Source organism: Vibrio parahaemolyticus (assembly GCF_900460535.1).
In the GTDB taxonomy this organism is placed as follows: domain Bacteria; phylum Pseudomonadota; class Gammaproteobacteria; order Enterobacterales; family Vibrionaceae; genus Vibrio; species Vibrio parahaemolyticus.
On the sequence record NZ_UHIL01000002.1, the window covers coordinates 623,635 to 648,206 of the forward strand.

Here is a 24,572-nt window from a genome sequence, read left to right on the forward strand (position 1 = left end):
ACTTCCTCCGCCCCAAACTAATTTAGGGGGGATGAGAAGGGAGTAGAGAAATTACCGCATGGTGTTTTTTCGAGTCAGATCACCAATCTAGGGAGGAATTAGTAAGTTTCTTCGGTTTTGAGCCGCTACAAAGTGATAGCTAATTCATATTTTTGACCCGAAGTCGTCATCTAAAGTAATTAAATTACACGAATATTTTTCTATTTAAGGTGGTTGACCTTAGTAAGACAAAGTTTTTAACTTATAGTTTCCTAAAGGTAGCAATAAATAATAAATAAAGTATCTCCGATGACACGACTTTTCTCTCGCCCCTACCCCCTAGGCGCAACGTTAAATAAAGAAGGCTGTAACTTCTCTATTCATGCTCCGGGTGTAAAAGATATCCAGCTGGCATTGTTTGCAAGCGATGGCAGCTATAGTTTGCATGCCTTACCCAATGAATATGCGGGTATACGTCATACCTTTATTCCCGATATCAAACCGGGCCAAAAATATGGTTACGTTGTCACACATAGAGATGAACCATTACTCATCTCTGATCCTTACGCCAAATCTTTAGACAAAGCCCTTCACTACCATCCTCCTTATACTCCAGCCAAAAGTTTTGATATGCCGAAATGCGTCGTGATTGAAGACACTTTCGACTGGCAGGAGACGGATCATCCTCGTATCCCGAGAGAAGACATGGTGCTATTTGAGACGCACGTCAAAGGGCTTACGCAATTACATCCTGAAGTCAGTGCAACCACCAAAGGGCGGTATCTTGGCCTTGCTTCACCTCAAATGCTGGCGTTTTACAAACAGCAAAACATCAACACGTTGCAATTGCTACCTATCGCCGCGTGTATGCATGAGCCACATTTATTGGAGATGGGCAAAGTCAATTATTGGGGTTACAACCCTTATTTGTTTATGGTGCCCGATCCTCGTTACGCAGAAAAAGACGCGGTAACCGAGCTCAAAACCACCATTCGTGAGCTGCACAAGCATGGGATCGAAGTGATTCTGGATGTGGTTTACAACCACACAGCAGAAGGAGGCGAAGGCGCGACAATATTTAATCTCAAAGCGCTCGATTCTCGCTTTTACATCAAACACGGCAATCACTTCGCCAACTACACAGGTTGTGGCAACACGGTCGATCTCACCTATCAACCAGCATTGAATCTGGTTATGGACACGCTGCGTTACTGGGTTAGCGAATTCAAAATTGACGGTTTCCGTTTTGATTTGGCCGCCACTTTGGGACGTCAAGGGGATGATTACAACCCGGAAGCGGCATTTTTCAAAGCCGTCGCTCAAGACCCGATTTTGCGTGAAACCAAATTGATTGCCGAGCCGTGGGATATTGGCCCTAATGGCTATCAAGTTGGTAACTTCCCATTTGGTTGGAACGAATGTAACGACAAGCTGCGCGATATTTCCCGCAGTTTTTGGCGTGGTGATCAAGGCTATTTGAAAGAATTCGCCACTCGCCTTATGGGCTCTCGCGATATCTACAGCGCCGCCAACTGGCCATACAAACTCACGGTAAATTACATCACTTACCACGATGGCTTCACGTTGCAAGATTTAGTCTCTTACAAGCACAAACATAACGAAGCCAATGGCGAAGAGAACCGCGATGGCCACGGTGACAACCGCTCAGAAAACTACGGCGTAGAAGGCGAGACGGAAAACATCATGATCATCGCCACGCGTGAGAAGCAAAAACGCAACCTGATTGCGAGCTTGCTCTTTGCGTTTGGTATTCCGCACATTTTGACCGCCGATGTATTGTCACACTCGCAAGGTGGCAACAACAACGCCTACTGCCAAGACAATAAAACCAGTTGGATCAACTGGAGCGAGACGGAGCGCAAAGCGCACTTCAAAACTTGGATGGCGCAAATGGTCGCAAACCGTCACCAATACATGGTGCCTTTCATCCGTGCTTTCAGCGGCGAAAATCGCAACAACAACCGTATTTTCTGGCGTCGAACCGATGGCCGATTAATGGAACACGACGACTGGAACCGATTAAGCTCCGTAGCGCTTCACTTAGGCATTGGTAAAGACGGGCAAGAGTTGGTTTACCTCATCAACCAAACGAACGCTACAGCGCGATTTAAGCTGCCAAACGAGCGTAATCAAGAATGGGTAACGATTTGTGATACCAATGTGCGCAACCTCAATCCTGGGCACGCAGAAGGCGAAGTCTTGCTGTCACCGACCTCGATGGTGATTTTGCATTACCAGCCAAAGCCAAACTCGCCACAAGGTGAGCAATTGCAAAGCTAGCCAATACAACACCTAAAACAAAAAGCCGATACAAACATCTGTATCGGCTTTTTTCATTGCTTGCAGACAGATACCCCAACATACATCTTTGAACACCAATCAGCCATAAAACTCATCACCTAGATAATTGGGATATGCTCTAAGAAAACTTAAATGGCTCATTTAGTGTTGTAAGCATTAATGAACCCCTGTATATTTATGGACCATTACAGTATATGAACCAACCCAATGAAGAATGCGGTCATGACGACTTATATCTACACGCGCTACTCTCCAAAAAACAAAGCCTACAGTGAGCACCTTGCTGCGTTGCGCGAGGCCGCTCCTGATGCGCTGCATTTTGAAGATAAAATTCGTGGCTGCGTTCCCCCTTCAGAAAGAGAAGCGTTTCAAAAACTTAGCAATACGATTCAATCTGGCGATACCATCGTGATGTGGTGGCTGACAGCATTTGGTCGCGATTTTAGTCAGGCTCTCAACGCCATTCGAGCCTTGCTTGAAAAAGGCGTCACACTAAAAACCGTATGTGAACCATTGACGTTTGAACCTGACTCAGAACAGACGAAAACGTTACTCGCTTTGCTATCAGGTTATGGAAAGGTACAAATTCAGCATCGGTTGTTCGCGGCAGAGCAAGGCCGCCAAGCCATTAAAGATCAACCAGATTTGTGGAAACAGAAGTTCCGTGGCCGCCCTGCTGACCGGGAAAAACATCGGCTCATCGCGGCGTTACTATTAGAAGGGAACACGCTGTTAAGCGTGGCAGAGCAATGCGATGTCAGCTTGTCGACGGTTAAACGAGTCAAAGCAAAATTGAGCGAGTTTGATGAAGATGGCGCTCTAAGAACGCGAAAAAATGCCGGATTCGCCGATGGTGAATCATCATGAAACGTCCCATCAATTTCCGCACGATTCTATTGGCATGTTTGATCATCAGTGTTGGCCAACTGAGCATGGGTTTAGTGATGCCTTCCCTACCTTGGATCGCCAAAGACTTCTCGGTTTCACTCGATCAAGCGCAGCTCCTCGTAAGTATTTATCTACTTGGATTTGGCCCTTCCCAGTTCATCTATGGCCCCATGTCCGACGCATTAGGGCGCAAGAAAGTGCTACTCGCTGGTTTGCTGATCGCAATGTCCGGCTTGCTGATGATCATTTTCTGGAGCCATACGTTTACTGGCATGGTATTAGGCCGCTTTTTGCAAGGCTTGGGGACGGGTTGCTGCGCGGTGTTGGCTCGGGCTTCTACTCGCGACCAGTTTAGTGGGAATGAGCTTCCCGTCGCGATGTCTTACATTGCTATGGCAGCGTCCATCACGCCGTTGATTGCTCCTGTGATTGGTGGGTTCATTAACTTCCACTTTGGCTGGAGCATGGTGTTCATTTCATTGTTGGGTTACGTGTCGCTCGCTTGGATCATCATTGCGTTTCGATTCAAAGAGACCATCACACGACGCTCTGCAATCCCCTCTCCAGCCAAAATGTTGGTGCAGTATCGTGATTTGCTCTCGTCTCGATATTTTATGAGCTTTGCGAGCATCAGTTGGCTCAACTTCAGCTTGATGATCACGACCGTCTCCGTGATGCCTTTTATCATGCAAGACCAAATCGGGATGACATCGGACGAATACGCCATGTGGGCACTGATCCCCGCGTTAGGTATGCTCGGCGGCACAACCATTTGTAACCGCATACGCCCCGTCATCGGAAATAAGAAAATGCTGCTTTGCACGCCTGTTTTGCATATCAGTGCGGCACTGTGGTTGTTTTTCTGCCCGGTAGAACCCTTGTATTTGATGATTGGACAATTGTTGATGATTCTTGGCAATGGCATTGCGTTGCCTTGTGCACAAGCACTTGTGATGCAACCATACAAAGAGCAAGCGGGCGCGGCGGCAGCCATGTCTGGCGGCGGTCAAATGGTGGTCTCTTCCTTGGTGAGTATGACGCTGGTGCAACTTGGATTGAGTGAAGCGTGGCATTTGTCGTTGGTTGTAGTGCTGTTTACCGCCATCACCTTGACCAATATTCTACGTGGGTTCAACACTGAAGAAGCGCATCAACAACGAGAGGCTGCAGAGAAAGCCGGCTAATGTCACCGACTTAATTGAAGAAAGAAAAACGCCCACTGTATTTCGTGGGCGTTTTCGTAGGGGTTTCAAGTATTGTTGCGTTTACTGCTGGGCAACGCTCACCTTTTTGGTCGAGCTGCGGTAATCAAACTCAAAACCGATGCCTTTGTCAGTAACGTCCATCTTCATGCCACCCGTTAGCTCGTTTTGGAAGCTCACTAGCACGTCTTCAGGAAGAGGCTGGCCTGTCGCCATTGATGCTTTTTCTAACACTTCCAGAATACGCTCTGAGTCCATGCTAAAGCTCAACAAACCGTTTGGCTTCAACTCTTGAGCCATCACGTCCTTGCTTGCTTCTGCCGCGTACTCGCCGCTGTATAGCGTTAGGTGGCTGCCATTTAAGCGTGCAAACACGTCCATCTTCATGCCAGTGTGCATCTCTAACAAGTCACTTACGTTTACAGGTTGATTGTCTGGTTGCAGTTGAAGCTGCGCCAATTCAGGAACTAGCATTTGCGCAGTTTGAATCAACATGTTTGGATCTTTCGCAGACAGAGTAAACATGCCATCCATTTGGCTAAACACTTCGCCAAACTGTGCATCAGGATTGATGTTCAGATCGAACAGTTGCATGCTCAACCCTTTCAACCCATTCAGCATGCCAGAGCCCATGCTCACCGCTGCCGCCGGGTTTTGTCCGCCCATGTCTTTTTGCATTTGGCTCAGCAGCGCACATTGGTATTGTGGCTGAGTTATCTCTGTCCAAATTTGACCAATCGATGGCGCAAGCGTGTTGATGTCGATGCCTAGCGCCAAGCTAAAGAAGCTCTTATCACTGTTAGACTCGGTTAACACACCACGAATCGATTTAAGCGCATCGACGATCACTTTATTCTTCGACTCAACAACAAAGCCGCCTTTGATTGACGCTTGCTCACCGTTTAGCTTGTACTCCGCAAACGCCACCGATTGAGGCCAGTTTTCTGCAATTTGGGTAAACTCGTTATGACAAACTGGTGTGCGCATTTCCGTAATGTTTGGATCGACGTTAAGACGAGTTAATTGACGAGCAAACATGTTGCCATCAACAGTGGTTAAACCTTTGATGATTTCACGATGGTCGATGTAGCCAAAAGAGTTGTTGTTTTTACCATACTGAGTTTGGATGGCTTCAGCACGACCGCTATCCGCTAATGATTGGGTTGGAGACTCAAGACCCAGCGCCATTTTCAACGGATTGAGATCACCCAACTCCGCGATATCCACCGTCACGGTTAGCACGTTGTCGATAACCGCCACAACTAAGCCAATTCCATCTTGCGGATCTACTGCATCCGTCATTTCATAACGACGGTACTCCACCGTACCCAGCTTCACTTTTTCGTGTGTCACGCCGCTCATTTGCTCTTCGTGATCCAACGTTTTCCAAAGCGCCTCTGGATTCTCGATTGGCAGTTTGTAAACTGGCACCATACCGAGCGTGTAAAGCACTGGGTTGATCTCATCGCCTGTACCTAAGTACGCTTTCAAAGTTTCTGGCGACGCAGCACTTTTTAAGTATCCGTCAAACAGATCGATCGCAAACTGCTCTTTTGGTGACAGCTGCTCACCAACAAACATATCAGACATGGTCATTTGATTGGCAGAGCCAAACGCGTTCACATATTCGTAGTGTTTGAAAGGTTCTGTTTGGAAAGTAACTACGAGCGAATCGGCTGGGATTTGCGCCAATAGTGAGCTTGAACCGCTCTGAGGAAGGTTATTTTGGTACAGGTACCCAGCGGCCCCCGCTGCTGCGACCACTGCTGTAGCCAATAATAGTTTTTTCACGACCAACTCCGTTGTTAGTTATATCGGTTCGTAAATGCGTTATGCATTCGAGTTTTAAGCCTTAATAAATCGAGTTCTGTAGAGACGAATTACAGTTCTCCTACACCGCCAAACACTGGCTAATGAGTGCTCTATCGGCATATCAACCGTCATCATAAAGATCCGTCGCCAGTTATCAATTTAATGAATATTAATTTCTTAAAATATCCGCAATTTATAGGATAAACCGTGAAGTATGTTGAATTGCACATTCATACTATTGGTAATTTCGTCACTCTAAAGTGCCAAACATGCAACACCGACCAAAATTAACTCAACATTAAATCCGCACTGAGTCTTTTATCAAATATCGGAAAACGGCTCACGACCTGACACTTCTTTCCAATTTGCCTCTGGCAGTCCCCCGTGGTTTTCCTTACAGTCGAGCTCACTCAGTGACGAGGCTTATACCAGAATACGATCATTACGACATGATGAAAGACCAACTGACGATCTCGATATCAACCATCAATGGCTCCAAGCATTGGTATTTCAGTAAACGGATGCAACGCAACCTAAAAACCTTTTTAGGGCTATTTGTACTGACTTTGGCTGCTACCGCCATTCTCATAAACCATCTTTACGCGCGGGTCGATAGCGCAGCGATGAAACAAGCGCAGCTCACCGAGCACTCACGCAGCATGGGCGAAGAGCTCAGTACATTAAAGGCGTTGAAGTCTGAACTAGAAAACGACCTTTCAGAGCGAGAGGAGCGGGTTCAGTTGGTTTCCGAACGCTTAGGCGAGCTAGAAAAAGTGCTTGGCGTGGACAATCACGCCACCAATGAAGATTTGGATACTCGACTGGATTCAGCAGCGATCACTTCGAATGTACGAACGCTGATGCTCAATCAAATTCCAAACGGTTCGCCTGTGGGTAAAGTTCGACTTTCATCCGGTTTTGGCAAACGTATTCATCCTGTCACCAAGGTAGCGAAAATGCACCGCGGATTAGATTTCGCAGTGAACATCGGAACAAAAATTTATGCCCCTGCCGATGGCGTGGTGGAAGTCACTCGTCGCAGCAATACCGGCTCTGGCAACTTTCTGAGGCTACAGCACTCTTTCGGTTTTACCAGTTCTTACTCGCACTTAAAGAAATTCAAAGTGCAAAGCGGCCAATTCGTAAGAAAAGGCGATTTGATTGGGATTTCTGGCAACAGTGGGCTCTCTTCTGGCCCACATCTGCACTACGAAGTGCGCTTTGTCGGACGAGCGTTGAACCCAAAACCGTTTGTTGATTGGAGCCTTAATAATTTTGAAGATATCTTTACTAAGGAGCGAAAAATACGATGGGAATCTTTGATAAAAACCGTGGAACAACGAGTAGCTCAGCAGCTTCAACTCTCATCGCCAAAGGCTGTACTGTTAGCGGAGAACTCAAAGTAGAAAACGACGTCCAGATTGACGGCATCGTCGATGGTCAACTGAATGTCGAAGGCACGTTAGTCGTTGCAGAAAGCGGTAGAGTCACTGGCGATGTGTATGCCAAGCAGCTGATCATCAATGGTATTCTGGACGGAAACTGTCACGCAGAGCACATCCAAGTACTCACTAAAGGCCGTGTCAGTGGTAAAATCTGGAGCAACAATCTGAGCATTGAACCGGGCGGTAAGTTCTTCGGTGAAGCAGCAGAATTGCCAGAAAAAGAAGTGGTCAGCCTGAAAGGCAAAGCGCAAGAAAGTGCAACGGCGAAAGACAACAGCGCCAACACTGAAAAGCGACTCGCGCGTAAAAGCGCATAAAAAAGACGGCGATTAAGCCGTCTTTTTTGTTTTACTGTTTGGCTCCAATGTCTGGTTTTACATCGGGTTGAGAATCAGCGCAGAACGCTTGGCATTTGGACCAAACGCCGATGCCGCGCGTACTTTCACTTCTTCTAGTGTTACGCTCTTAGCGGCTTTCTCCACATCCAACACAACATCCAATCCGTAGTCGTGCGCGAGGTAGCGACTGTAAACCCAAGCGCGAGAACCAGGGTTGTCACCCAATCCTTGCATCGCGACAGCAAGCTGCTTGGCCGCGGTGTCGACTTCTTTCTGGGTAATGTTGGTCGCGAGATCGTCGAAAACCTTATCCAACAGTTTATCCATCAAACCCACATCTTTTGGATCCACCTGCGATTCAAACAACCAGTCCGAAATCGGCTCACCATCTTGCGTCATCGTATAAATGCTAGGGCTGTAATCTAAGCTTGATTCTTCACGGAACGTCTCCAGCACTCGTGCGGCACTGATGCGCTCCAGAATGTCTTCTATCACCGTGTCTTTTGCCGTACGGTTGTACTTATCGGTGTTAGTAAAACGCAGCAGGTAAAACGATGAAGGCTCGTGACCATCAGTGACGACCGAGCGCGCTGGCAGCTCATCATTAAATGACACACGATAATCTACAGCTTTACCCGGCTTCATCTTAATTGATGCCACGTATTTGCGTAGAAGTGGCGTAATTTGCTCAGGCTCAACGTCCGCAACAATCACCATTTTGTAACCGTGATCAGTTTTAAATAGTTGATCATGCACCGCAAGAATCTGCTCTGGTGTGACGGTATCGGCACCATCACTGCTCAGTAAACGATGACGACTATCCGGCGTATAAGCGCTGGTGTTCGCTACTTGGATAAGCGTACCCATAGGCGATTCCAAGAAAGCGCTGCGCTCTTGCTTAAACTCTTGTTTCACCGCGGCAAGCTGACGCTCATCAACCTTGATTTCGGTCGAAAGGTTGTACAAGCCATTCAAAGCTTCAACTAGACGATTTTTTTGCGTCGTAACCTGAACGCCATGCACTGTTGGCTCGAGTATTGGACCAAAAGCGATGTTGTTCGTACGTAAATAGGCATCCAGCTCTGAGCCAGAAAACTCTCCTAATCCACTGCGAACGGCGGTCATGGCAGCCAGTTCGTAGGCTGGATAAAGCGATTTATCTAGGGCTGCTTTACCCCCTTGGCTAGTGAAGTAGATGTAAGCACGGCCACCGGCTTTTGCGTCTTTTTGGAACCAAACATCCACACCGTTTGATAAGGTGTAAACCTGAAAACCACCCGGAGCTTGACGCATACTAACGATGCTGCCTTCCTCTGCTGGTTGCAGGAAGCCTTCTGCTTTGGCGTTCATGCCCGAAGGCTTTTCACCAGCTTGTAGGTAGGCGCTGTTAAGCGCAGTGAATACATCAGCAAATTGCGCTTGCGTTTCACTTTTGCCCATGCCAATCACAAAGCTTGGTTGATTAGACAGCAGCTCTTTTAACTGCGCGTTTACGCTCTCTAGCTTCGTTTTATCCAAAAAAGCTGCCAAGCTTTGCGCATAGCTCTCTTTCGATTGGCTTACGCTGTCTTGCTCCAATTGGAAAATACGCGCTTCCGCGTAACTATTTGGCTTGCGTTTGCTCCAATCAGAATCAAGATTTGCCAGTTCGCCATACCAGTTAGATGTGATGCTCTCTAGCTCAGCTTGTGTCACGCCGTAATCGCGAAGTGACGTCAACGCACTGATGAAAATTTGGTGCATTTGTTCACGGCGGTCAGGCGAAAAAGAGATACCCGCCGACATCAGCCGTTGGTAGTTCGAGTAGTAAGGCTGCGCATAAACGTATTGGTAAGGCTCGGCGGCATCATTGAGAAGACTGATCAAACGCTGTTGAATCAGTTGAATGGCCACTTCGTCTCGCCATTCTGCGTGTTGCTGCTCGACCGTTTCGCGACGAAGATCGCCGCGTTCAATCACCAAATGCAAGCTTGGTGACTCCATCGAGTTGCTTGGCAGAATTTCGTCTTGAGTATTGAGTCGAATGTCACGACGCTTTTCGATGGCGATATCTGAGGTACTTTCCCAGTTCGAGAACTTGTTCTTGATGATGTTAGCAAGCGACTTAGCGTCCACATTGCCCGTGACGATCAGCTCGGCATACTGCGGCTGATACCACTTCTCGTAGAAGTTTTTCAGCCCATTTGACGTCGCGCTCTCAATTGCATCACGAGTACCGATTGGATCATGCTCGGCGTAAGGCGTTCCTTCAATCGAAGCCTCATACGCGTGCATTGAAAACGACTTATCATCTGGATTGGCGCGTCGCCATTCACCCAAAACAACGCCTTTCTCTTTTTCAACTTGAGCAGGAGCGAACTCTAAACCGTCGCCAATGTCTCGCATCCAAGTCAGGGCATCTTCAAGCTTATCGTTATTGGCCAAGTCAAGCTTATAGGACGTTTGCTGATAGGTGGTAAACGCGTTGATATCTGCGCCAAAACTGCCGCCAGATTGCTCAAAAAGCTTAACAACGTCATTGCCGGTAAAGTGTGTGCTGCCATTAAATGCCATGTGCTCAACGAAGTGAGCGTAGCCTTTTTGATTGGCTTCTTCTTGGAACGAACCAATGTGCATCACCAAACGAACCGAAACTTCTTGGTCTTGAGTTGGATAGATGTGGTATTTCATTCCATTGGATAGCTGATTAACGTGCCAGTTGGCATCAGGCTGAATCGGCGTGGATTGTTGTGTCAGAGCACACCCTGACAACAATAACGCGGGGACTAACAATATACTGCGCATAACTATTGCCCATAACTATGATTAAGCCGATCAATATAATCCTCGTTCCATGACCTTCACATTTTTAATGGATTATTTACCGCTCAAACGTGATCTACATCACTATTTAATGAAATCAATTATCATTTACAAAACACGACAAATCCTTACTTTACAAATACATAAAACAAGCCGCTCTCGTATTAGGTTCTTATTTCTTATAAAGCTCAAATTCGCGACATAGCGCCAGTATTTATTTTGAGCAGTAAAATATAATCAATCGATGATTTCGGCGTCAAAAACGCTTTTCAGCGACGACGCCGAATCATATACGAATGAAAATAACCAATAACAAACTACCCCGCGCTTTTAGGTAAATGGGTATTAAGCCCGACACTTAACGCCGCTTGGGTACAAAAAATCTATTAATCGCTGCTATGTTCAAAAATTTATCACTGAAGAATAAACTGGCTATCTCGGCCAGTGCTGCCATCATCCTTGGGGGCGTGTTAGTCGAAGGCTTGTCTTTTCGAGATTCGTTACAACGGTTGGATGCGGAAGTTGCCCAGCGTCTGGAAAGCACTAGCGCGTCATACAACCAGTACGTAAGTGACTGGCTACTCTCTAAAGAGCGAGCACTCACCTCCCTTTCTGCTGAGTCAGAAAAACGAGCCATCGTGACGCACCTGAAGCAGGTACGAGATTCTGGCGCGTTCGATAACGTCTTCCTCGCTTACCCAGACGGCTCACAAAACAACGCCAATGGGGTGATTTTACCGCCAGGCAATAATGATCCTCGCAAGTGGGGCTGGTACACCAACGCCATTGCCAATCCATCGAAAGTCTTTATGGATAACCCGACCGTTGCTGCTGCAACTGGTGCGAATGTAGTATCGCTCGGTAAGGCGTTACAACTGCACGGCCAAACAACTGTACTGGGTGCAGATGTCGAAATTGGAGATATTTTAAACAGCCTCAACCAAGTGATCCTTCCGGGTGAAGGCTACATGTTTATTGCCAACGATCAGGGCAATATTTTCACCCATAACGACAGCAAGCTCCTAAACCAACCGGTTAGCAAACTGGGCTTAAACAACAACGACATCACCAACGCTGCACGCTCAGGCACTGAACGTCGCGTATCGATCAGCGGTACCGATTATGTGATTTATGCGCGTCCAATTGAGGGCACCAAGCTCACGACGGTAACTGTGTTGGATCACAACTCGTTGGTTGCACCACTTTACGATGCCGTTTGGGATCAAATTATCGCGACGGCTATCGTGGTTATCATCTGTGTGGCGCTGTTTAACCTGCTATGTAACATCTTGTTCCGCCCACTCTACAACGTTTCGAATGCGCTTTCGCAAATCGCTAACGGTAGCGGCGACTTGACTCAACGCATCAAAGTAGAAAACCGTGACGAAGTTGGTGAGCTGGCTGAAAACTTCAACCAGTTTGTCGAAAGTTTACAGCAGCTTATAGGTCACATTCGTCACCAAGCGGAAGAACTCAGCCAGCAATCAGAACTGAGCACGACTCGCGCGAATCAGTCGGTTTCTGATCTGAACCATCAGCAACAAGAAATCACTATGGTGGCGACCGCTGTGACTGAAATGGCATCGGCAACACAAGAGATTGCAGCGCATGCAGAGCAGACGGCTAAAGCCGCTCAAGACTCTTCAGCGAGCACACAAAATGGTCATGAATTGGTGATCAACTCCAAGTCATCCATCAACAATTTGTCTTCTGAAGTCAACCAAGCGAGCGTTGTCATCGGCGAGCTCAACCAGCACGCGCAAGACATCTCAACAGTGCTATCAACGATTCGAGACATCGCAGAGCAAACCAACTTATTGGCTCTTAATGCGGCGATTGAAGCGGCGCGTGCAGGTGAACAAGGTCGCGGTTTTGCCGTTGTTGCAGACGAGGTTCGCGTGCTATCACAACGCACACACACCTCAACCGAAGAGATTCGCTCGACGATCGAGACTTTGCAGCAAACCACACAACGCGCTGTAACTATCATGGATAAAAGCTCTCAGCTGGCGCAAGGTTCGGTAGAAGATGCTGATCGCGCAGCACTGGCTCTGGATGAAATCAACGCGGCCGTTGCGCTGATCAGCGATATGGCAACGCAAATTGCGACCGCAGCCGAAGAGCAAACGCACGTAACCAATGAAATCACGCAAAACGTCACGTCCATTAAAGATGTGACCGATCACTTGGTGATTGGTGCCGAAGAATCGATGAATCAATCTGCTGAGCTGAAATCGCAAGCCGAGGATCTCAACTCGAAAGTGGCAACGTTTAAACTGGCTTAAACGCCACGTTAGGAACGCTCTTAAAAACAACAAACCCCGCTAACAACTTTGTTACTAGCGGGGTTTGTTTTATGGCTCAGCGTTTTAACTGCAGATAGCTTTCGAAAGACGTAAGACCTACACCGCCACACACATCGGCGTGCCTGAGATTGGGTCGTTAAATACTCTCGCTTGTAAATCAAACACCGATGCCAACATGCCTTCTGTCAGTACCTCTTGCGGTGTTCCCTGCGTGACTAACTGACCTTTTTCCAACACCACCAAATGATCGCAGTAACGGCACGCTTGGTTTAGATCGTGCAACACTACGACCACTGTTTTGCCTTTGTCGTTCATCTGCCTCATGAGTTTCATCAGCTCAACTTGGTGAGAGAGATCCAAGTAAGTGGTTGGCTCATCAAGCATCACTACGTCGGTATCTTGCGCCATTACCATCGCAATCCACGCCCTTTGCCTTTGACCGCCAGACAACGATTCAACTGGCTTGTCAGCAAACTCAATCACGCCAGTATCTTGCATTGCTTGCTCGACCAACGCTTTGTCTTGTTGACTTAACCGACCCCAATGAGAGAGATAAGGCGAGCGGCCATATTCGACCAGTTTTCTGACTGTAATACCTTCAGGACTGACAAGAATCTGCGGCAGCAAAGACAACGAGCGTGCCAAGCATTTATCACCGTAGCTGCTTAGTGGTTTGTCGTCATACAACACTTGGCCAGAAGCTGGTTTATTGATGCGTACCAAGGTTTTTAATAGTGTCGACTTACCGCAACCATTTGGGCCAACAAGCGCGGTAATTTTACCTTGAGGAATCGACAAAGAGAGATCCGGAATAATAGTCTGTTTGCCGTACGCGACGGATAAATTCTGCGTTCGTAACATGCTTACCAACCTCGATAACGATACAAAAGAAAAATGAAATATGGTGCGCCAATAACAGAAGTCAGCACACCCGCTGGCAACTCAATTGGTGGCTGTAAGCCTCTCGCTAGACCATCGGCGCAAATCACCAACAGCGCGCCAAGGGTTGCAGAAGCAGGAATCAATAACTTGTGATTGTGACCAAACAGCAAACGCGCAAGATGCGGCGCAAGCAGGCCAACAAAGCTGATTGTGCCTGCCACAGACACACTGATGCTCGCCAATAGCACGGCAGCAATCAACGCAAGAATTTGGATCTGTCTTGGTTTCGTGCCAAGTGTAGTGGCACTTTCTTCTCCCAGCCCCATCACATCTAACCGCCAAGCCAACCAAAACGCCAATGGCAGTAGCAGCAATAGAGCACTCCAAATAAATGGCACTTGTTGCCAGTTTCGTCCCCACAAACTGCCCGTTAGCCATACCATCGCCGTATTGATTTCGATAGGGTGCACAATCAGAAGAAAGTCGATACCGCTGGCTAAAAACGCGCTGACAGCAACGCCAATCAGCGCCAAGCGCGCAGGCGTTGGCTTCGACCAATAAGCCAACACTGCAATAAAGCCTGCGGCAAGCAAGCCTCCCGCCATAGCGACCATCGGCAACATTGCCACCGGCGCATTCGGATACAACACCAAGCAAGCGGTAGCCGCCAGCCCTGCCCCTGCGCTTATCCCCATCAAATCTGGGGAGGCAAGTGGATTACGGATGACTCCTTGCACTAAAACGCCTGATAGCCCTAATCCAGCGCCCACGCCAATAGCGAGCAACATTCTCGGCAGTCGATATTGGTGAATTACAAAGTCCGAATCAGAGAAAGAAAACAGCAATGCAAAAACCTGTTGAGCCGACAGATTCGCCGCGCCAACAAACAGCGTGAGAGACGATGCAATCAGCAAAAGCCCAAGCAGTGCCATCAATTTGGTTTGATTCATCATGATGATTTCCTCATTGCAATCGCGATAAAGCAAGGAGTGCCCAACAGTGCGGTAATCACGCCCACCGGCGTTTCGGCCGGAAAGGCAATCGCGCGTGACAAAGCATCTGACCACGTCACCAATGCCGCGCCACACAAAGCGGAAACCGGAATGAGAATGTGATAGTTGTGACCAACAATCGGGCGTACCAAGTGCGGCACTAACAACCCGACAAAGCCAATTGGCCCAGCAATCGCCACGCTAGTACCCGCCAACAGCACAACCGCTAAACCACTGATTAATCGCGTAAGACGAATGTTACCACCCAACCCGACAGCAACTTCGTCCCCCAACGCGAGTAAATTTAAGTTTCGCGCTAATCCCATGGCGAGCACCAAACCTAAAGTCGCAAAAGGCCACAGTTGCTGCCACTGCTGAGAATCTACCGCAGAGAGTGAACCCGTTAACCAATGCAACACGCTGTAAGCCATGTCATCCGCCAAAATTACCGACGCACGAGTTAACCCTATCAGCAGTGCACTGATGGCAATGCCCGCTAGCACTAAACGCAATGGGTGAGAACGCGCGGAGAAAAAACCACCCAACAACATGACCGCACCACCACTTAGTAGCGCGCCGAGTACTGCGTTGATGATTGGGTTCAATTGACTAAAGAATGGTACGCCGATGGAGGCCAAGGCCATAAAACACGCCGCACCAGCATTAATGCCGAGAATGGATGGCGACGCCAAAGGGTTGCGAGTTAACCCTTGCATCAGCACTCCGGATACCGCAAGCGAAGCACCAATCAATAACCCCGCATAGGCGCGAGGAGCGCGCAACGTCGCAAAAATTTGATGCCGCATATTGCCCTCATCAAATGCAAACCAATAGCTTGTCAGGTCATTAACACTCAAGGAAAAGTTAGACCAGCCAATCATTGAGGCGGTATAGCCTGACAGCGTACACAACGCCATAGCACAGACAAACAAGCTCGCTTTCCAATGCGATTTGCTAACCGAAGACGCGCTTTCTGAGCTTATCGCCGCACTCATGAGCGCTCCAATAATGCTTCAAGATTGCGGGCAATTTCTTCCGCCGCCAACATGCCGCGATTTAGCGACCACAGTTCCGGAGAGACTTCGACCAGTTGTTGTTTTTTCGACGCAGTTAGCAACTTAAATAATGGATTTCTACGCCATTCATCCACGATATTTGGTTGAGAGTAAAGTCCAACTAGTAACCAATCAGGGTTGGTTTTTAGTAAAAGTTCAAAGCTGGTTGGGATATACGCATTGCGCTCAGATGGAGCCAGCGGGCTTTGGATGCCTAGAGTGCTCAAAACGCCACCAGCGTAAGAAACCGGGCTATGCAGCCACATCCCTTTGTCGGAAACCACACCAAACTGAATGGTTTCTTGTGTCGCAAAATGCTGTTTGAACTCCGCCATGGTCTGTTTGTGCAGCTCGATTCGTTGCGTCATTTGCGCTTGCTTGCCAATTGCCACGCCGATTTTTTGTGCGGATTCGAGATTTTCTTGATATGTCTCACCACGGCTTTTGAGCAGCAAAGTTGGCGCAATTCGCTGCAAATCTTGATAAATCGCGCGATGACGTTCGGCATCGGCAATGATCAAATCAGGCTTGAGCACCGCAATCGCCTCTAAACTCGGTTGTGAGCGCATGCCGACCGATTGCCAAGGTTCGATCTTGGCACGAACAGCAGGGATGACTCGTGTGGCATCGTTGTCATCGGCAACGCCTACCGGTGAGACATCGACTGCCGCTAATGCATCGACAAACGAAAATTCTAAAACCACAACACGTTGAGGTATCGCTTCTAGCTCAAAAGTGCCTTGCTCATCTTGCACGCTGCGCGCCTGAGAAAATGCGCTAAATGACATCAAAGCTGAGCTCAACAGCATCAGCAAAACGGTTGAAAAGTGTTTGATCGTAAATTGTTTTTTATTTTTCATCTTGCTTTTTCCAGTGCTAAGAGTTTTCCAGTACCTAAGATCGGCAAAGTCGCCAAGGTAAATTGGCGACTTTTCTTTTCAAACTCGGTGAACGAAACGCTTAAAACTGATAGTTCAGACCCAGTGTGTAAGAGCGTCCCGGAGCTGGGTATCGACCAACTGGGCTGGTATCAATCCCACGGAAGTAATACTCCTCGTCAAACAAGTTGTTTACTGCAACATTCATGCGTAACTTGCCTTTGTCGTCTTTGTATAAATCCGTACCTAAGTTGAAGTTCCACACCATGTAAGACGGCACTTTGCCCGTTGCACCTGTTGCGTCTTCGGCACTGGTGTTGGCGTTATCGGTATACGAATCACTGAAGTAGAAGCCCGATAGCGTGGTGTCCATGCCGTAAAACGCGTAGGTCGCATCCCAACCAAGTTGATGTTTAGAGGTGTAAGGCAGCTGGTTACCTTTATTCGCACCTTCTTCTTCAAGCGTGGCATCGAGGTAGTTGTAACTTGCGCCCAAGCTCAGAGCAGGTAGAACTTCCGGCACGTAACGAGCAGAAAGTTCTAAACCTTGGTGAAGTGTTTTTCCGATGTTATCGAAGGTCTGCGTTGAGCTTTGCCATTGCAGTTGGTCTTCAAAATCGATGCGATAAAGTGCAGCGTTAAAACTGGTCGCATCTTGGGTGTAACGCGCGCCGACTTCGTAGTTCCAAGCCAGTTCGCTGCCTTCTTCACCCAAGCCTCGGATGTAGGCAATTTGTGGCGCACGAAGCGATTTTTGCGCGTTCGCATACGTTACCCACTGATCGGTCACGTTGTATGCCACCGTCAAACCCGGCAGCCATTCGGTCACCTTGTTGTCTGCCGTTTGCTTTTTACCGCGATCGGTAAACGTCATACGAACCGATTCAACACGCAGCCCTGGCGTTACCTTCAACGTATCGTTGAACAAGCCAATCTCGTTGCTGACGTAACCAGCAAACGCATCCGTATCTAAATGCCAATCACGCGGCACTTTGGTTGCGCCACCAGCGATTGGAGTCTGAGTGAGTTTGTAGTCAATGTCTTCGTTAACATAACGAGTACCCACGATCCAGTTTTGGGTAACGGATTTGCCTTCACCAAAATACATCGCCATTTTCGGCTCTATGCCGTACACGGTAAATTCACGTGGAGAGGTACGAACGTCCGTCGCAGGCAGAGCCGGATCCGCCCAATGGCCACCCGCACTGTTAAAGCCCCACTTGAAAAGACGCTCTGATTTGTGACCAAACGTTAGCACTTCTAGCTCGGCACTGTCGGCAAATGGCAAATCGTGGATGTACTTAACACTCCAGCGCGTCGACTTACCTTCATAATCATCGTAAGGGCGTTTCGATTGATGACGATCTTGCTCGTAATCTTGTGGCGAAAGTGCGCCCGGCATTTGCGTTTCAGCATCGTAACGTTGCAGGAATGCTTGAATCTCTTGAGTATCACTCAGTAGCCACTGTGCTTTAGCTTGAAAGTTCTTCACGTCCGTATCGGAATGTTCACGGAAGCTTTCGCCTTTTAGGAAGTTACCTTCCAACTGCAGCGCGAATGTGTCGCTTAACCAGCCACCTGTGCGTAGGTAAAAATCATTCAGCGGCGCATCACCACCGTCAAACACGGTAAGGCGGTTGCTGATTTCAGTTTGCCAAGTGTGTGGAATCGGTTTAGTCACTAGGTTGATCACACCACCGACGTTGTTTGGGCCGTACTGCACTGCGGCACCACCGCGTACAATGTCAATACGATCAAGCATCGATAGCGTTGCTGGGAAGATAGACTGACCAGTATGACCGTATGGCGCGAGCGTTAGCGGCACACCATCCATCAAGAACTGAGCATGACCACTGCGGCTTGCTTTCAAACCACGTACGGAAATGTTAGGCAATACGCCCGTTCCGCTTTCATCCTGAACTTTAATACCCGGAACGCGCTGTAGCGCATTATCAATCGAACCCGCTGCGGTTTTCTCAATTTGATCACGGGTAATGACGGTACGAGCACCTGGGTACTCTTTGACGTCTTCAATGTCAGAGTTGCCAATCACGCTGCCAGTGACAACCACCGTTTCCATCACGGTGGTTTCGTTTTTTGCGGCAGGAGCGGCAACTGCGCTCATGGAGGTGGCAGAAGCGATAGCAATCGCGAGCACACTGTAAGTGGTAGACAAACCAGCACGTACACGCACTTTACCATCCAAATTCTGGTAAGACATTAAGGTCTCCTTTGCGAGAAATTGAGCCTCGGGCAGAACATTTCCCGTAGGCTCTCGGGGCTAAAACATCCTCAATAAGAGGCAAAAATCGGCTAACGTGCGCCAACTACGCACAACAAGCCTAGAACTGGTATCCGTAGCTAAGCATGAACTCGGCTGGTGCGCCGTAGCCAATCTGGTTTAGGCCAGACGTGCCGTTTGTTGCGCCAAGAATGTATTTCTCATCCAAAATGTTGTAAGCGTTCGCTTGGATCTTGTGACGACCAGTGGTGTACGCCGCCATCAAATCCACCGTGGTGTAATCGCCAAGTGCGACGGCTTCGTCGTTACCTGCATAACGGTCGCCCACGTATTTCACGCCGCCACCCAAACGCCAGTTGTCATCCAATTGGTAAGTGCTCCAAAGGGAGAACAAGTGGTCTGACACATCATTCGGCTTTTTACCTGTGGCTTTGTCTTCTGCGTCCAAGTAGCTGTAACCAACAGAGATATCCCACTGTTTGGTGATTTGGCCGCGAGCTTCTAGCTCAATGCCTTGGTGACGTACTTCAATTTTGTCGATGACATCGCCGTCTACGTTAGTTTGTGGCTGCTCTTGGTCGATCTGGAACAGTGCCGCATTCAACATTAATGCGTTATCCAGCAGGTACGCTTTCGCCCCCACTTCTTTTAGGTCTGTATGGAAGAATTCCGCCAACTTTGGATTGATGTAGATGCCTGCGTACGGCAACTGCCAAGAGCGCGCTAAACTGGCGTAAACGGAGGTGTCGTAATTGATGCGGTATACCAAACCAGCGCGATAGCTGACTTTGTCATCGTCCAATTTTTCCTTACCTGAACCCGCTTTTTGTTGTTCGAGATCCATCGAGTCGTAACGCACATTACCGATCACAGAAAGGTCGCCCCACGTGTACACATCTTGCACGTACACACCCGTGGTTGTGGTGGTATTGTCACGGAATGGTTTGAAGCCCGGATCGGGTGTTGGGCCCACAACTGGGTTGTAGATATTTTGCGGAGGAAGCGTTTTATCACTTGCCAACGTCAGGTCAATATCAATTTGGTTGAAATCCGCACCCAACATCAATTGATTGTCGTTGGTTTCCCAAATCAGCTCAGATTGCAAAGTGGTCGTAGTACGAGGGTCGTAGCCAAAGTTATTCACGGTTTGAGACACTTCATTACCCGTCACTTTGCCCTGACGCGTGCCTTTTTGCTCAAGTTCGATATGGTTGAACGCCGCTCGGTTGTTCCATACCCATTGATCGTTCAAACGCCATTCGTAGTCCACTGCAACGCGAAGACTGTCCGACTCCTGATAATCGTTCGTGCCACCAAAGTAAGTACTCACTGACAAATCAACTGGCTTGCCATTTTTTGATGGCACACCACGATATGGCACTAATTCTTGATGGGCGTATTCAACGTCAATATCAATCGTGTGACCGTCCGCTGGCAACACGCGAATGGTCGGCGCGATGAAGAAATCGTTCGAATCAACATGATCGACGTAAGAATCGGCCTGACGGTATTCCAAGTTAATACGTCCGTTGACCTTGTCAGAAAATGCCATTGAGCTGTCGACTTGACCAACATACTGGCTGTTGCTGCCCACACTGCCTTTTACGTGGGTGAAGTTATCGCCGTTAGCGCGCTTCGTCACCAAGTTGATGATGCCACCTGCCGAGCCACGGCCATACAGCGCGCCTGCCGGGCCTTTCACAATTTCAACGCGCTCAACGTTCGCCAAACTGCGGTAAGACTGCAACGTACCGTCGTCCCGCATGCCGTCACGGTACATATCATTGAGTGAATCAAAACCACGGATCATGAACTGATCGCGGCTGCCTTCACCCAAGGTGTTATTGACCCCAGCCACCCCATCTAACGCATCCACTAAGCGCACCGCGCCGCGATCTTGCATTTCTGTTTTGGTCACCACCGAGACCGCTTGCGGCACATCAAGCCACTCGACGTCCGTTTTGGTGCCCGATTGAGGCATATGTTCAGCGTAACCTTCGTACTGGTGTCCGTAGACTTGAATGGTTTCGGTTGCCGATGGGGTTGAGTTTGTCTCTTCTGAAGCCACTGCGCTTGGTACCACTAGTGAAGAACCAATCGCGACCGCCAAAGGGGTCAGGGTCAATAATTTATTCATTCCATAATTCCGTTTAGTTGTTATAAAGCCAACGGATAGAAATAAGAACAAATATTATTTACATTTGCAATATTAATTTTATGCTCTATATTTATTTACCCTAAAAACACAAGCAACAACAAAAAATCAAACACAATAACAATAAAGACCAAACCTTCTGCCCCGTAGCCTCGCGAGAGGCACATTGGAAGCCGACTGTGAGCAGACAGTATCAACGTTAGGAAATGTTAGAAAATTAGGAAAGCTCATGAAATCTACGATGATTATCGTAAGTCATGTCGTTAATGATGCAGTCACTCACGGCTTCGTGCCTGCAGCTAAAGCGATGGACCTCCACGTCGTTCTTATCACCGATCACAAGCTCAGCCATTTAGAGCTGGCAAGTCGTGATAGTCACTTTAATCCGGATGCCATTCTAGAGTGCGATGTCTTCAATCCCTTGGAGATCATCGAAACCATCACTGAGAATGAGTTAAAACCCGACGCTATTTTCAGCAATAGTGATCACTTACAAACTTCCACCGCCATCTGCGCACAATTTTTTGGTCTACCGGCCAAAGATTGGTCTGTCACGTTAAAGGCCAAAAACAAACACTTAACTCGACAAGTGTTGAATGAAAAAGCCCTACCCAACACACAAAGCTGTTTGCTGCACCGCCATTCGAATGTGGCATTAGGCATGGCCTTCCCTGTCGTAGCAAAACCCAAAGAAGGCGTGGCGAGTTTGGATGTGCAGCGCTGTGACTCCCAAAGCGAGCTCGACGCATACTGCGATGCGTTTTGGCAAAAACACCCAAACGCCGCCTTTCTGGTGGAGCAATTCCTTCAAGGGCCTTTGGTTACGCTCGAAACTCTGGGAGATGGTGAGCGCCTTATCGCCGTGGGCGGTTTTGATGTGTCGCTCTCTGAACCGCCTTACTTTATCGAAACAGCCGCAGACTGGAACGGACCAAACGGCATTGCTCACCGAGAAGCTTGTTTGGCTCAACTGAAAGCGTTCGGCGTTGGCTTTGGAGTTTGCCACAGCGAATTTATCATCACGGAAAACGGCCCAGTTCTGGTGGAAATCAACTATCGCAGCATTGGAGATGGTCGCGAATTCTTACTCAACAATCTCGCTCACTTCGGTTGGTTTAGCACAATTTTGGGTCTGCATTTGGGCCGAAGATTGGACGGCGATTACCAAATTCATGGCTCAGCACACGTGCACTATGTGGTTGCGGAACACAGTGGTGTTATTGATGGAGATTCGACCTCCTTCATCCAACACGATGGCGATGTCATCACCCAGCAACAGGTACTAAAAACCGCGGGAGAACTCTTCCAACAGAGTTATTCAAACAAGGATTATCTCGCCCGAATTTCGATTGTCTCGCCATCGGGGCGAAACCTCGACCAAGCACTGCAGAACGCGCTTAACAATTTCAATCTAGCTCCGACTCGCGAGGTGGCAGCATGAATCACAACGCTTTATACCTAACCCAACGATTGATCGATACTTGCCTGCGCGAAGACATGTTTGGCATTTTATCGAACGCCAAGTTCAGTAGCGCCGCACCAAAAGGGGTTATTGTTCCTCAACGCGAGCAAGTCTGGCTAACCTTTGATAATCCGGATTTCACGCTCTATTTACCTGTTGTGCCAACGTATTACATGCAGCATTGGTGTTACGGCCAAACCAATGGCCAAGCGCCGCAAGGTTGGTGGGTGGAGAAAAATGGCCAAGTCGAGCATCAGCAGCATTATCAAGAGTGGATTGCGCTACTAACGACATTGGCGCATGAGAGCTCTCACGAATTGTTGGCGGGATATCTTCAAGAACTGGAATGCGCAGAGAAACACAAAGCACTGTGTGACCAAGCGTTTCGTCACCACGCCGACCACATTTCTCAACCAATATCCGAGCTTGGTTCTTGGCATCAAAAACTGCTGCTAGCCGACCAGATCGCTTCTTACCTTGACCACCCGTACTATCCAACTGCGCGTGCGAAGTTTGGTCTGAGCGATGAAGACCTTGCTAAGTACGCGCCCGAGTTCGCACAAAGCTTTGCTCTGCATTGGATTGCGATTGAAAAATCACTGGTGACATTAACCAGCGAACAACCTGATTGCTGGCCGACGATGGAGCAAGTGGGGCTTCCTGCTGATTTTGCACTGAGCCACGTACTGTTCCCTGCGCATCCGCTCACCCTTCGCTCTTTAGAAGCCTTACCCGAAGGCATGATAGAAGCGCCGTTTACGTACCTAGACGTGACGCCAACGCTTTCCGTTCGTACTGTGGTAGTCAACGACGCGCCGCATATTCACATCAAAGTTCCGCTGATCATGCGATCGCTAGGCACGAAAAACATTCGTTTAATCAAGCCTTCAACAGTGTATGACGGCCACTGGTTTGAACGCCTACTCAGCCACCTTGAACAAACGGACGCCGACTTAAACAGTCGCTTGTTCCATTGCAGCGAAAAGCACGGTGGACACGTCGGCGAGGATAAAACCTTCGCGTACATCGTACGTGAGTACCCACTTACTCATTGCGAAGACAAAGCGTTAGTTCCGGTTGCAGCACTGGCAAGCCCAATGCCTGACGACCGCTTGTTCTTAGAACATTTGGCGGAGCAGTACTATCAACAAGATACGCTGGCGTGGTTCCAAGATTACGTCGACCTTCTTTGCCAAGTGCACCTCACCTTGTGGCTTCGTTATGGCATCGCATTGGAGTCCAACCAGCAAAACGCCATCGTTGCATTTGATCAACAGGGCAAAATGACGCTCGCGATGAAAGACAACGACGCGGCGCGAATTTGGCCTGAGCGCTTCCACTTTGCTACAGAGCATGCTGCCCAAAAACACGTCGCAGGAACAACTCCCGTGGATTGTGATGAACTGCTCGACCAACGCATCAAAGTCGACAATGAATTGGCGCTCGGTCAGATGTTTACCACCATCACATTACAACTGGATATTGCAGCGATTGTAGAAGCCATGGCAGCGAAGGGCATTGCCTCTTCAGCATCGCTTTACGCCATCGTGGCCAAAAGCATTGCTGAGCAACTCAACCGATTGGAAGGCGAAGGGTTAGAAACAAAACTGGCACGCGAGTTACTGCAAGAGGCACCTGATTTATACGCCAAGTACTTGTTGAGTTCTGGCAGTTTGCTCTCGAAAGAAGCCTCCGGCGCGAGTGACATCAATAAGTTCTATGGTTTGTCGGCTCCGAACTTCTTGCTGCTTTCTAGCGAAGAAGCGCAACGCGCCTACTTAGAAGCCATCAAAAAAAGCGTACGTTAAACGA

At 48.5% G+C, this 24,572-nt stretch carries 16 protein-coding genes; 8 read left to right on the forward strand and 8 right to left on the reverse strand.

From position 1 onward, the window contains the following. Positions 1 to 288: 288 nt before the first annotated feature. The 3 genes from glgX to DYB02_RS19710 all read left to right on the forward strand — a co-directional run bounded on the left by glgX (position 289) and on the right by DYB02_RS19710 (position 4,373). Entirely contained in the window at positions 289 to 2,280 is a 1,992-nt protein-coding gene (glgX, locus tag DYB02_RS19700; RefSeq protein ID WP_029804718.1) for a glycogen debranching protein GlgX, read from the forward strand. Positions 2,281 to 2,523: 243 nt separating this feature from the next. Beyond that, positions 2,524 to 3,168, forward strand: coding sequence for a recombinase family protein (locus DYB02_RS19705; protein WP_025504246.1), 645 nt, complete (start codon positions 2,524 to 2,526; stop codon positions 3,166 to 3,168). Continuing rightward, positions 3,165 to 4,373 (forward strand): multidrug effflux MFS transporter, encoded by a 1,209-nt coding sequence (locus DYB02_RS19710; RefSeq protein ID WP_029845823.1) that lies wholly within the window; start codon positions 3,165 to 3,167, stop codon positions 4,371 to 4,373. The genes DYB02_RS19705 and DYB02_RS19710 overlap by 4 nt, the downstream gene beginning before the upstream one ends. An 81-nt stretch (positions 4,374 to 4,454) precedes the next feature. On the opposite strand, the gene DYB02_RS19715 is transcribed toward DYB02_RS19710, so the two are convergent. Next, complete coding sequence (locus DYB02_RS19715) at positions 4,455 to 6,182, reverse strand: hypothetical protein (RefSeq protein ID WP_020838274.1); 1,728 nt, start codon at positions 6,180 to 6,182, stop codon at positions 4,455 to 4,457. 473 nt (positions 6,183 to 6,655) lie between these two features. On the opposite strand from DYB02_RS19715, the gene DYB02_RS19720 reads away from it, so the two are divergent. Then, the gene (locus tag DYB02_RS19720; RefSeq protein WP_005455166.1) at positions 6,656 to 7,609 is read left to right on the forward strand and encodes a M23 family metallopeptidase; all 954 of its coding nucleotides are present in this window, start codon (positions 6,656 to 6,658) and stop codon (positions 7,607 to 7,609) included. Next, entirely contained in the window at positions 7,513 to 7,965 is a 453-nt protein-coding gene (locus tag DYB02_RS19725) for a bactofilin family protein (protein WP_020838276.1), read from the forward strand. The genes DYB02_RS19720 and DYB02_RS19725 overlap by 97 nt, the downstream gene beginning before the upstream one ends. Positions 7,966 to 8,022: 57 nt before the next feature. Here the strand turns inward: DYB02_RS19725 and DYB02_RS19730 are convergent, their stop codons facing one another. Then, a complete protein-coding gene (locus DYB02_RS19730; RefSeq protein ID WP_029804137.1) occupies positions 8,023 to 10,770 on the reverse strand; it encodes a M16 family metallopeptidase in 2,748 nt (915 codons plus the stop codon). A gap of 416 nt (positions 10,771 to 11,186) precedes the next feature. Between DYB02_RS19730 and DYB02_RS19735 the strand changes: the two genes are divergently transcribed. Then, positions 11,187 to 13,073, forward strand: coding sequence for a methyl-accepting chemotaxis protein (locus tag DYB02_RS19735; RefSeq protein ID WP_015313668.1), 1,887 nt, complete (start codon positions 11,187 to 11,189; stop codon positions 13,071 to 13,073). 117 nt (positions 13,074 to 13,190) lie between these two features. Here DYB02_RS19735 and fecE read toward each other — a convergent pair whose 3' ends face one another. From fecE to DYB02_RS19765, 6 genes are all read right to left on the reverse strand, one after another. Beyond that, positions 13,191 to 13,955, reverse strand: coding sequence for a Fe(3+) dicitrate ABC transporter ATP-binding protein FecE (gene fecE / locus DYB02_RS19740; protein ID WP_015313669.1), 765 nt, complete (start codon positions 13,953 to 13,955; stop codon positions 13,191 to 13,193). Between the two features lie 2 nt (positions 13,956 to 13,957). Beyond that, positions 13,958 to 14,929 carry a FecCD family ABC transporter permease gene (locus tag DYB02_RS19745; protein ID WP_025535997.1) on the reverse strand — a complete coding sequence of 324 codons (972 nt, stop codon included), beginning with the start codon at positions 14,927 to 14,929 and terminating at the stop codon, positions 13,958 to 13,960. Beyond that, complete coding sequence (locus DYB02_RS19750) at positions 14,926 to 15,885, reverse strand: FecCD family ABC transporter permease (RefSeq protein ID WP_370446095.1); 960 nt, start codon at positions 15,883 to 15,885, stop codon at positions 14,926 to 14,928. The genes DYB02_RS19745 and DYB02_RS19750 overlap by 4 nt, the downstream gene beginning before the upstream one ends. Positions 15,886 to 15,959: 74 nt before the next feature. Beyond that, positions 15,960 to 16,883 carry a Fe(3+) dicitrate ABC transporter substrate-binding protein FecB gene (locus DYB02_RS19755; RefSeq protein ID WP_029804134.1) on the reverse strand — a complete coding sequence of 308 codons (924 nt, stop codon included), beginning with the start codon at positions 16,881 to 16,883 and terminating at the stop codon, positions 15,960 to 15,962. A gap of 100 nt (positions 16,884 to 16,983) precedes the next feature. Then, positions 16,984 to 19,122 (reverse strand): TonB-dependent siderophore vibrioferrin receptor PvuA, encoded by a 2,139-nt coding sequence (pvuA, locus tag DYB02_RS19760; RefSeq protein ID WP_029804132.1) that lies wholly within the window; start codon positions 19,120 to 19,122, stop codon positions 16,984 to 16,986. Positions 19,123 to 19,243: 121 nt separating this feature from the next. Continuing rightward, positions 19,244 to 21,280: a TonB-dependent receptor gene (locus DYB02_RS19765; RefSeq protein ID WP_029804130.1), complete on the reverse strand. Its 2,037-nt coding sequence runs from the start codon at positions 21,278 to 21,280 to the stop codon at positions 19,244 to 19,246. A gap of 247 nt (positions 21,281 to 21,527) precedes the next feature. Here DYB02_RS19765 and DYB02_RS19770 point away from each other — a divergent pair, with 247 nt between their 5' ends. Both DYB02_RS19770 and DYB02_RS19775 read left to right on the forward strand, forming a co-directional pair. After that, positions 21,528 to 22,739, forward strand: a complete 1,212-nt coding sequence (locus tag DYB02_RS19770) for an ATP-grasp domain-containing protein (RefSeq protein WP_029852986.1) — start codon at positions 21,528 to 21,530, stop codon at positions 22,737 to 22,739. Beyond that, positions 22,736 to 24,568: an IucA/IucC family protein gene (locus DYB02_RS19775; RefSeq protein ID WP_029804127.1), complete on the forward strand. Its 1,833-nt coding sequence runs from the start codon at positions 22,736 to 22,738 to the stop codon at positions 24,566 to 24,568. The genes DYB02_RS19770 and DYB02_RS19775 overlap by 4 nt, the downstream gene beginning before the upstream one ends. The last annotated feature ends 4 nt before the right edge of the window (positions 24,569 to 24,572 follow it).

What these genes read in the sequence shown, in the direction of transcription:
- glgX (WP_029804718.1), top strand. Translation starts at nt 289, where the DNA reads ATGACACGACTTTTCTCTCGCCCCTACCCCCTAGGCGCAACGTTAAAT.
- DYB02_RS19705 (WP_025504246.1), top strand. Translation starts at nt 2,524, where the DNA reads ATGACGACTTATATCTACACGCGCTACTCTCCAAAAAACAAAGCCTAC.
- DYB02_RS19710 (WP_029845823.1), top strand. Translation starts at nt 3,165, where the DNA reads ATGAAACGTCCCATCAATTTCCGCACGATTCTATTGGCATGTTTGATC.
- DYB02_RS19720 (WP_005455166.1), top strand. Translation starts at nt 6,656, where the DNA reads ATGAAAGACCAACTGACGATCTCGATATCAACCATCAATGGCTCCAAG.
- DYB02_RS19725 (WP_020838276.1), top strand. Translation starts at nt 7,513, where the DNA reads ATGGGAATCTTTGATAAAAACCGTGGAACAACGAGTAGCTCAGCAGCT.
- DYB02_RS19730 (WP_029804137.1), bottom strand. Translation starts at nt 10,770, where the DNA reads ATGCGCAGTATATTGTTAGTCCCCGCGTTATTGTTGTCAGGGTGTGCT.
- DYB02_RS19735 (WP_015313668.1), top strand. Translation starts at nt 11,187, where the DNA reads ATGTTCAAAAATTTATCACTGAAGAATAAACTGGCTATCTCGGCCAGT.
- fecE (WP_015313669.1), bottom strand. Translation starts at nt 13,955, where the DNA reads ATGTTACGAACGCAGAATTTATCCGTCGCGTACGGCAAACAGACTATT.
- DYB02_RS19745 (WP_025535997.1), bottom strand. Translation starts at nt 14,929, where the DNA reads ATGATGAATCAAACCAAATTGATGGCACTGCTTGGGCTTTTGCTGATT.
- DYB02_RS19750 (WP_370446095.1), bottom strand. Translation starts at nt 15,885, where the DNA reads ATGGCGTTGTGTACGCTGTCAGGCTATACCGCCTCAATGATTGGCTGG.
- DYB02_RS19755 (WP_029804134.1), bottom strand. Translation starts at nt 16,883, where the DNA reads ATGAAAAATAAAAAACAATTTACGATCAAACACTTTTCAACCGTTTTG.
- pvuA (WP_029804132.1), bottom strand. Translation starts at nt 19,122, where the DNA reads ATGTCTTACCAGAATTTGGATGGTAAAGTGCGTGTACGTGCTGGTTTG.
- DYB02_RS19765 (WP_029804130.1), bottom strand. Translation starts at nt 21,280, where the DNA reads ATGAATAAATTATTGACCCTGACCCCTTTGGCGGTCGCGATTGGTTCT.
- DYB02_RS19770 (WP_029852986.1), top strand. Translation starts at nt 21,528, where the DNA reads ATGAAATCTACGATGATTATCGTAAGTCATGTCGTTAATGATGCAGTC.
- DYB02_RS19775 (WP_029804127.1), top strand. Translation starts at nt 22,736, where the DNA reads ATGAATCACAACGCTTTATACCTAACCCAACGATTGATCGATACTTGC.